6 protein-coding genes, 16 tRNA genes, 2 rRNA genes and 1 riboswitch are annotated in these 7,939 nt (G+C 43.8%); of the genes, 2 read left to right on the forward strand and 22 right to left on the reverse strand.

Annotated elements, in window-relative coordinates; all coding sequences use genetic code 11:
• The first annotated feature begins 336 nt into the window (after positions 1 to 336).
• Positions 337 to 1,788, forward strand: a complete 1,452-nt coding sequence (gene katA, locus AAGG74_RS09550; RefSeq protein ID WP_429675211.1) for a catalase KatA — start codon at positions 337 to 339, stop codon at positions 1,786 to 1,788.
• 27 nt (positions 1,789 to 1,815) lie between these two features.
• Here katA and AAGG74_RS09555 read toward each other — a convergent pair whose 3' ends face one another.
• From AAGG74_RS09555 to AAGG74_RS09565, 3 genes are all read right to left on the reverse strand, one after another.
• A complete protein-coding gene (locus AAGG74_RS09555) occupies positions 1,816 to 2,013 on the reverse strand; it encodes an FbpB family small basic protein (protein WP_429675212.1) in 198 nt (65 codons plus the stop codon).
• A gap of 129 nt (positions 2,014 to 2,142) precedes the next feature.
• A complete protein-coding gene (gene thiC / locus AAGG74_RS09560) occupies positions 2,143 to 3,915 on the reverse strand; it encodes a phosphomethylpyrimidine synthase ThiC (RefSeq protein WP_429675213.1) in 1,773 nt (590 codons plus the stop codon).
• A 131-nt stretch (positions 3,916 to 4,046) separates the two neighbouring features.
• Positions 4,047 to 4,154: riboswitch (TPP riboswitch) on the reverse strand.
• A 59-nt stretch (positions 4,155 to 4,213) separates the two neighbouring features.
• On the reverse strand, positions 4,214 to 4,915 hold the full coding sequence (locus AAGG74_RS09565; protein ID WP_429675214.1) for a Type 1 glutamine amidotransferase-like domain-containing protein: 702 nt from the start codon (positions 4,913 to 4,915) through the stop codon (positions 4,214 to 4,216).
• 117 nt (positions 4,916 to 5,032) lie between these two features.
• Here AAGG74_RS09565 and AAGG74_RS09570 point away from each other — a divergent pair, with 117 nt between their 5' ends.
• The gene (locus AAGG74_RS09570) at positions 5,033 to 5,296 is read left to right on the forward strand and encodes a spore coat protein (protein ID WP_162102171.1); all 264 of its coding nucleotides are present in this window, start codon (positions 5,033 to 5,035) and stop codon (positions 5,294 to 5,296) included.
• Between the two features lie 51 nt (positions 5,297 to 5,347).
• Here AAGG74_RS09570 and AAGG74_RS09575 read toward each other — a convergent pair whose 3' ends face one another.
• From AAGG74_RS09575 to AAGG74_RS09665, 19 genes are all read right to left on the reverse strand, one after another.
• Positions 5,348 to 5,551, reverse strand: a complete 204-nt coding sequence (locus tag AAGG74_RS09575; protein WP_225494267.1) for a hypothetical protein — start codon at positions 5,549 to 5,551, stop codon at positions 5,348 to 5,350.
• Between the two features lie 335 nt (positions 5,552 to 5,886).
• Positions 5,887 to 5,968 (reverse strand) — tRNA-Leu (locus AAGG74_RS09580).
• A gap of 240 nt (positions 5,969 to 6,208) precedes the next feature.
• Positions 6,209 to 6,297: transfer RNA gene (locus AAGG74_RS09585), tRNA-Leu, on the reverse strand.
• 7 nt (positions 6,298 to 6,304) lie between these two features.
• Positions 6,305 to 6,375: transfer RNA gene (locus AAGG74_RS09590), tRNA-Cys, on the reverse strand.
• 5 nt (positions 6,376 to 6,380) lie between these two features.
• A tRNA-Gly gene (locus tag AAGG74_RS09595) sits at positions 6,381 to 6,455 on the reverse strand.
• A 47-nt stretch (positions 6,456 to 6,502) separates the two neighbouring features.
• Positions 6,503 to 6,574: transfer RNA gene (locus AAGG74_RS09600), tRNA-Gln, on the reverse strand.
• A gap of 9 nt (positions 6,575 to 6,583) precedes the next feature.
• Positions 6,584 to 6,659: transfer RNA gene (locus tag AAGG74_RS09605), tRNA-His, on the reverse strand.
• A 24-nt stretch (positions 6,660 to 6,683) separates the two neighbouring features.
• Positions 6,684 to 6,757, reverse strand: a tRNA-Trp gene (locus AAGG74_RS09610).
• A gap of 5 nt (positions 6,758 to 6,762) precedes the next feature.
• Positions 6,763 to 6,847 (reverse strand) — tRNA-Tyr (locus tag AAGG74_RS09615).
• Positions 6,848 to 6,869: 22 nt separating this feature from the next.
• Positions 6,870 to 6,942 (reverse strand) — tRNA-Thr (locus AAGG74_RS09620).
• 5 nt (positions 6,943 to 6,947) lie between these two features.
• A tRNA-Phe gene (locus AAGG74_RS09625) sits at positions 6,948 to 7,023 on the reverse strand.
• A gap of 13 nt (positions 7,024 to 7,036) precedes the next feature.
• Positions 7,037 to 7,113 (reverse strand) — tRNA-Asp (locus tag AAGG74_RS09630).
• Positions 7,114 to 7,171: 58 nt separating this feature from the next.
• Positions 7,172 to 7,248: transfer RNA gene (locus AAGG74_RS09635), tRNA-Met, on the reverse strand.
• A gap of 7 nt (positions 7,249 to 7,255) precedes the next feature.
• A tRNA-Val gene (locus AAGG74_RS09640) sits at positions 7,256 to 7,331 on the reverse strand.
• 9 nt (positions 7,332 to 7,340) lie between these two features.
• Positions 7,341 to 7,412 (reverse strand) — tRNA-Glu (locus tag AAGG74_RS09645).
• A gap of 34 nt (positions 7,413 to 7,446) precedes the next feature.
• A tRNA-Ser gene (locus AAGG74_RS09650) sits at positions 7,447 to 7,538 on the reverse strand.
• Positions 7,539 to 7,543: 5 nt separating this feature from the next.
• Positions 7,544 to 7,618, reverse strand: a tRNA-Asn gene (locus AAGG74_RS09655).
• 9 nt (positions 7,619 to 7,627) lie between these two features.
• A 5S ribosomal RNA gene (rrf, locus tag AAGG74_RS09660) occupies positions 7,628 to 7,743 on the reverse strand.
• A 109-nt stretch (positions 7,744 to 7,852) separates the two neighbouring features.
• Positions 7,853 to 7,939 (reverse strand): 23S ribosomal RNA (locus tag AAGG74_RS09665); the annotation flags it as partial.

Genomic DNA, 7,939 nt, shown 5'->3' on the forward strand with positions numbered 1-7,939 from the left:
GAGATGAGAGCCTTCGGCGGTCCGATCAGCTGCCCATTTGTTTTTTGGTTTGAATAACATGTTAATTCAAATTATTCCGATATGTCAACTATTTTTAAACGTTTTTTTATTGTTCTTTTTTATCACTTACCCTTCTTTTTTCGCAAATAGAGAAGAAAAGAGTCATTTCTCAAAAAACTCATTCTCTCTCAAATACTTTTATATCAATGGTTAATCATCATTTTTAATACTTTGTATCGCTTAATAGAGATAACTATTTTATAATAATTATAAAATAATATTGACTTTTTACTTAGAGATGATATTATGTTCTTATAAATTCCAAGAGGTGATCACATGAGTTCAAATAAACTGACAACTAGCTGGGGCGCTCCAGTTGGAGATAATCAAAATTCGATGACTGCCGGTTCTCGCGGACCAACTTTAATTCAAGATGTACACTTACTTGAAAAATTAGCCCATTTCAATCGAGAACGTGTTCCAGAACGTGTTGTTCACGCCAAAGGCGCAGGCGCTCACGGATATTTTGAAGTGACAAACGATATCACAAAATACACGAAAGCCGCTTTCCTATCTGAAGTCGGCAAACGCACACCGTTGTTCGTCCGTTTCTCAACAGTTGCCGGTGAACTTGGCTCGGCTGACACAGTTCGCGATCCGCGCGGATTTTCTGTTAAATTTTATACTGAAGAAGGCAACTACGACATCGTCGGGAACAATACACCGGTATTTTTCATCCGCGATGCGATTAAGTTCCCTGATTTCATCCATACACAAAAAAGAGACCCAAAAACACACTTGAAAAATCCTACTGCTGTATGGGATTTCTGGTCCCTTTCACCAGAATCGCTTCACCAAGTGACAATCCTGATGTCTGACCGTGGAATTCCTGCGACACTTCGCCACATGCACGGCTTCGGAAGCCATACGTTTAAATGGACAAATGCCGAAGGTGAAGGCGTATGGATTAAATATCACTTTAAAACAGAACAAGGCGTGAAAAACCTTGATGTCAATACGGCGGCAAAAATCGCCGGTGAAAACCCTGATTACCATACAGAAGACCTTTTCAACGCAATCGAAAACGGTGATTATCCTGCATGGAAACTATATGTGCAAATCATGCCTTTAGAAGATGCAAATACGTATCGTTTCGATCCGTTTGATGTCACAAAAGTGTGGTCTCAAAAAGACTACCCGTTAATCGAGGTCGGACGCATGGTGCTGGACAGAAATCCGGAAAACTACTTTGCAGAGGTAGAACAAGCGACATTTTCACCTGGAACACTCGTGCCTGGTATTGATGTTTCTCCGGATAAAATGCTTCAAGGTCGGCTGTTTGCTTATCATGATGCGCATCGCTACCGTGTCGGCGCAAACCATCAAGCACTGCCAATCAACCGCGCACGCAACGAAGTGAACAATTATCAGCGTGACGGACAAATGCGCTTTGACAATAATGGCGGCGGATCTGTGTATTACGAGCCTAATAGCTTTGGAGGGCCGAAAGAGTCACCTGAGGATAAACAAGCTGCATATCCAGTACAAGGAATTGCTGACAGCGTAAGCTATGACCATAACGACCACTACACACAAGCTGGTGACCTCTATCGTTTAATGAGCGAGGAAGAGCGTGCCCGTCTTGTTGAAAATATCGTTAACGCCATGAAGCCTGTAGAAAAAGAAGAAATCAAACTTCGCCAAATCGAACATTTCTACAAAGCAGATCCTGAATACGGAAAACGCGTGGCAGAAGGCCTTGGATTGCCGATTAAAAAAGAAGCCTAATCAAAAAACTGCAAAAACCCGCTGTCATTAGCGGGTTTTTTTGTAGTTAGTCACACATTGCGTGTGCTTCTCATCGATCTTCATATAAATTTCTTCCATGAGCTCAGCGCTGTTTGTAATCTCTCGTTTGTTTTTTTCTATCAGAAGCTCAAGCGGCAAAATTTGATTTTCATAGATTTTTCGTTTTTTGAATCGTTTTCTCCCCTTTTCTTTTTTGAATCCCATCAATAATCCCTCCTTTTTATACAAAAAAGGCCCTTATCTAAAGATAAGAGCCTTCGGTGTCCCGATCAGCAAATGCCGGAAATATATGTTAGCTATATTAAAACGTAATCCATTTCGCCTGTCAATCTATTATTTATACAGCTGGCTGCCTTGATTCACAAATTCTTCGGCTTTTTCTTTCATCCCTTCTTGAATGGCATCCGATTCACTAAGCTGTTTATCCTTCGCATAATCCCGTATATCCTGAGAAATTCTCATGCTGCAAAACTTCGGACCGCACATTGAACAGAAGTGAGCGGTTTTTGCTCCTTCAGCCGGGAGGGTTTCATCATGATATTCAAGCGCTCTTTCCGGATCAAGAGATAAATGAAACTGGTCTCGCCAGCGGAATTCAAAGCGGGCTTTCGATAACGCATCATCCCGTATTTGCGCTCCGGGATGCCCTTTTGCAAGGTCTGCCGCGTGCGCAGCAATTTTATATGTAATGACTCCTTCACGAACGTCATCACGGTTAGGCAGCCCCAAATGCTCCTTCGGCGTGACATAACAAAGCATCGCTGTTCCATACCAGCCAATCATCGCTGCTCCGATCGCTGAAGTAATATGGTCGTAACCCGGCGCAATATCTGTCGTCAGCGGGCCTAATGTGTAAAAAGGCGCTTCTTTACAAATGTCCATTTGTTTATCGACGTTCTCTTTGATTTTATGCATCGGAACATGCCCAGGCCCCTCAATCATCACCTGAACGTCATGCTTCCAAGCGATTTGCGTCAGCTCTCCAAGCGTCTCTAATTCAGCAAACTGCGCCTCGTCGTTAGCATCAGCGATTGATCCGGGGCGAAGACCATCCCCAAGAGAAAACGCAATATCATACGTTTTCATGATTTCACAGATTTCTTCAAAATGAGTGTATAAAAAGCTTTCCTGATGATGAGCCAGACACCACTGAGCCATAATCGCTCCTCCGCGTGATACGATTCCCGTTGTCCGTTTCGCAGTTAACGGCACATACCGCAGCAAAACACCCGCGTGAATCGTAAAATAATCCACACCCTGCTCTGCCTGCTCGATCAGCGTGTCACGATAAATTTCCCACGTTAAATCCTCCGCTACGCCGTTTACTTTTTCAAGCGCCTGATAAATCGGAACAGTCCCCACAGGCACAGGGCAATTGCGGATAATCCACTCACGCGTCGTATGAATGTCTTTTCCAGTAGAAAGATCCATCATCGTATCCGCTCCCCAGCGGATGGCCCACGTCATTTTTTCGACCTCTTCTTCGATAGATGACGTAACTGCTGAATTCCCAATATTCGCATTAATCTTCACATGAAAATTCCGACCGATAATCATCGGTTCACTTTCAGGATGATTAATATTTGAAGGGATGATCGCCCGGCCGCTGGCTACCTCGTCTCTGACAAATTCAGGAGGTACATGCTCACGAATGGCGATAAACTCCATCTCAGGTGTAATCATTCCCTTTTTTGCGTAGTGCATTTGTGTGACATTTTGTCCTGCTTTCGCTCTCAGCGGTTTACGCTTTAGACCTGGATACCTTACGTTTGGACTCGCTTTTTTATAACCGTTATCTTCTGGTTTAACAGCCCGTCCTTCATATTCTTCAATATCGCCGCGATCTGTAATCCACTTTTGCCGAAGCGGCTTTAATCCTTCTTCAATATTAATCGTCACATCATGGTCCGTATAAGGTCCGCTTGTATCATAGACACGCACAGGGGCGTTCTCTTCTTCGCCGAACGTCCCTGTCGTCGGACTTAAGGCAATTTCCCTCATCGGAACACGAATGTCTGCAGAAGAACCCTCCACATATACTTTTTTGCTTCCCGAAAAACTCGACATAATCGACATGTTGGCTTGCTGCACTGAATTGTTTTTCATCACTGCTCTTCTCCTCTCTACGTTTGAAAGGACAAAATCAAGCCCATAACCAGCACAAAAAACCGGATTCAAATGAATGAACCCGGTTACAGTCAGAAAGAAACATATTATTACCCAGCACGGCAATAATAAAAACAATTTCTCTACTTCCCTACGCTGGTACGAACCAGATCAGGTCCAAAGGGTTAAGAAGCTTACCTTCTCTCTCAGCCCGAAAGCGGGCACCCCCAGTAACTATTAATTTCGCACCCATCTTAACATAAAACGAACTAAAAAAAAAGAAAAATGTATAAAATATTCAGTTAATTAAATCTAAATATTTGACAGGCAGCGGGGTTTCATTAATGTTCTGTTCTCCCATCGTTACCTGATATGCTTTTGCAGCTGGTCTTGAACTCACAGTCTGAAACAGCTGATCATTTACAAAATGGAGAGCCGCCCCGTCATCTGCCGCATAGCCATCGCACAAAAATCCGTTAGATATCAGCTGATGGTATATCGGTCTACGATCCTTTTCACCGTCATAATGAGGACAAAAACTTCCTTGCAAATAACCTAAACTTTTCATACTTGTCAACGGCCCGGCTGAATCCGTCACTCCTTCTTCAAACCAGCAGATCGCACCGGCACTTAATCCAGCTAAAACCACACCATTTTTCCACGCTTCTCTGAGAATAAGATCCAGCCCCCATTCCTTCCATAACACCAGCATATTCCGCGTATTTCCCCCGCCGACATAAATCACGTCCTTTTCCATTACAAAAGAAGGTAAATCTGTTGATGGCGGCTTAAATAAGGATAAATGAGACGGCACACAGTCCAGTGTTTGAAATGCTTGATAAAACCGCTGCACATAGTTTCGGGAATCACCGCTCGCTGTTGGCAAAAAACAAATGCGTGGTGACTTCCGTTCCGCTTGATTGAGGATATATTGATCGAGGGACAAATTTTCCGGCTCCATCGAAAAACCCCCGCCGCCCATCGCAATCGTCTGTTTCATCAACCCACTCCCCATTAAAATTTGTTTTTCATTATAGCATTTTATATAAATGGCAGGGGTAAATAGTTTCGAAGCAGGAGAATCTAAAAAATAAAGTCCCCCTGACATTATTAGGAGATGAAGCCATTGAACAATTCCTTAGCCCTGATTATACCTGTAACAATTCTTGATTGCTTACTAACAATAAGAACCAGCATAAAACTATTTTCTGCAGCCATAACAGAAACCGCAAACCCTCACCTTCGAACAGCGCTGCATGATCAATTAGATGCAGCTGTTCATCTGCATGGAGAACTGTCTGACCTTCTGTTGGAAAAAGGCTGGCTCCTAGGTAAACCAGTTCAAATCAATTCACATTTACTATGCAATGAACTGTCCTAAAGTCATACCAAAAAGACGATGTCTCGTTTATAAGACATCGTCTCTTTTATTTTATTGCTCCACTCTTCTTAATGCCTCGTTTATTGTTTCTTTTATAAACACGTCTTCACCACTCAATCGATTTAAGCTGATCTCACCGTTTCTCAGCCTTTCTGAAATATGATTTATATCCTCCTCTACCGTGATTTGCAGCTCACCAGCCAAAAACATTCTGTGTAATTCATCAGCAACCATACTTTCTTTGTTCATTCCAATCCGCTCCTTTGCTTTCAATATTATTTCTAGTGTGTCCGAAGACCGAACGAATAATAAAAAAAGTATGAACCAAACAAAGCTTTTCGTTTGGCGTATACCTGTTAAAAAAAAGAAAATGTAACATGTCATTTTTTTATAAGCTTGCAACAAGTACGGGAGTCGGTGCTGAAAAAGCAGATAGAATTTTAGAGAAAGAAGAGGCGAGAAGAGCTTGGAGAGGTATTAGAAGATAGCATAAACCAATACGCTGAGTGAATAATACAAAGGCTATTATAGACTTCTTTTCTTTGAATAATATAAAAACCCGTTTCTATATAAGAAACGGGTTTTTCGTATACCGGTGGCCGGGGTCGAACCGGCACTCCAGAAGGAACACGATTTTGAGTCGTGCGCGTCTGCCAATTCCGCCACACCGGCAAATATTTGTCGTATCTAACCGACGAATATAAATATATCATGGTTCTTATAAAGTGTCAACACTTCTCGAAAAAGTTTTCTTCGAAATATAATAAAAAAGTATCAAAAGACTTAGCTAAATACAATAGCTTAGAGCTTAATGATAAATCAATACAACAAAAAATGATCTACTTATGTAGATCATTAATACGATGATTTAAAATAATAAAACACCAATTCTTCTTACCCTGTAAGTAAAATTGGTGCCGAGGGCCGGACTTGAACCGGCACGGTAGTCACCTACCGCAGGATTTTAAGTCCTGTGTGTCTGCCAATTCCACCACCCCGGCAATAAGAAGGCGACACCCGGATTCGAACCGGGGATAAAGGTTTTGCAGACCTCTGCCTTACCACTTGGCTATGCCGCCATAATTGGAGCGGAAGACGGGATTCGAACCCGCGACCCCCACCTTGGCAAGGTGATGTTCTACCACTGAACTACTTCCGCATCTTAAAGGACTTCATACATTATATGCAGTTAATATAAAAATGAGACTGGGCTAGCTGGATTCGAACCAACGCATGACGGAGTCAAAGTCCGTTGCCTTACCGCTTGGCTATAGCCCAATGATAATATGGGGCGATTGATGGGAATCGAACCCACGAGTGCCAGAGCCACAATCTGGTGCGTTAACCACTTCGCCACAACCGCCATAATCTCAAGATGTCATAAATTTGGCAGGGGCAGTAGGAATCGAACCCACACCGGAGGTTTTGGAGACCTCTGTTCTACCGTTAAACTATGCCCCTATAAATGGTGGAGGGGGGCAGATTCGAACTGCCGAACCCTGAGGGAGCGGATTTACAGTCCGCCGCGTTTAGCCACTTCGCTACCCCTCCACATTAAGTTTTGAAAAAACAGTGCCGGCAAGAGGACTTGAACCCCCAACCTACTGATTACAAGTCAGTTGCTCTACCAATTGAGCTACACCGGCATAGGTGGTGGCTCGGGACGGAATCGAACCGCCGACACACGGATTTTCAGTCCGTTGCTCTACCAACTGAGCTACCGAGCCTTAATATTTAAAATGGCGGTCCGGACGGGACTCGAACCCGCGACCTCCTGCGTGACAGGCAGGCATTCTAACCAACTGAACTACCGGACCATATTGTATGAAATGATTTTGGCATCCTTCAGACGTTACCTATTTCATTTATATATTTTGGTTGCGGGGGCAGGATTTGAACCTGCGACCTTCGGGTTATGAGCCCGACGAGCTACCGAACTGCTCCACCCCGCGATGATAATGGTGGAGGATGACGGGCTCGAACCGCCGACCCTCTGCTTGTAAGGCAGATGCTCTCCCAGCTGAGCTAATCCTCCATCATATAATGACCCGTACGGGATTCGAACCCGTGTTACCGCCGTGAAAGGGCGGTGTCTTAACCGCTTGACCAACGGGCCCAAACTTTCAAATGTAATTATGTATAAGTATCAGTGGCGGAGAGCAAGGGATTCGAACCCTTGAGACGGAGTTGACCGCCTACACGATTTCCAATCGTGCTCCTTCGACCACTCGGACAGCTCTCCAATAATGGCTCCGCAGGTAGGATTCGAACCTACGACCGATCGGTTAACAGCCGATAGCTCTACCACTGAGCTACTGCGGAATGAATTCTGCCTGGCGATGTCCTACTCTCACAGGGGGAAACCCCCGACTACCATCGGCGCTGAAGAGCTTAACTTCCGTGTTCGGCATGGGAACGGGTGTGACCTCTTCGCCATCATCACCAGACAAATTCAGTGACATTTAACATTATACTATGTACCCTTGAGAAAATCAAGTGTTTTTTTAGAGAAATTATTCTCTCAAAACTAGATAACAGATGTAACATCATTCAAATGTGGTTAAGTCCTCGATCGATTAGTATCTGTCAGCTCCATGTGTCGCCACACTTCCACCTCAGACCTATCAACCTGATCATCTTTCA

Source organism: Bacillus mexicanus, assembly GCF_050445615.1.
GTDB classification, from domain to species: domain Bacteria; phylum Bacillota; class Bacilli; order Bacillales; family Bacillaceae; genus Bacillus; species Bacillus mexicanus.

Bases quoted from the DNA above. Each gene is read 5' to 3' on its own strand.
- katA (WP_429675211.1), top strand. From the start codon at position 337: ATGAGTTCAAATAAACTGACAACTAGCTGGGGCGCTCCAGTTGGAGAT.
- AAGG74_RS09555 (WP_429675212.1), bottom strand. From the start codon at position 2,013: ATGGGATTCAAAAAAGAAAAGGGGAGAAAACGATTCAAAAAACGAAAA.
- thiC (WP_429675213.1), bottom strand. From the start codon at position 3,915: ATGAAAAACAATTCAGTGCAGCAAGCCAACATGTCGATTATGTCGAGT.
- AAGG74_RS09565 (WP_429675214.1), bottom strand. From the start codon at position 4,915: ATGAAACAGACGATTGCGATGGGCGGCGGGGGTTTTTCGATGGAGCCG.
- AAGG74_RS09570 (WP_162102171.1), top strand. From the start codon at position 5,033: ATGAAGCCATTGAACAATTCCTTAGCCCTGATTATACCTGTAACAATT.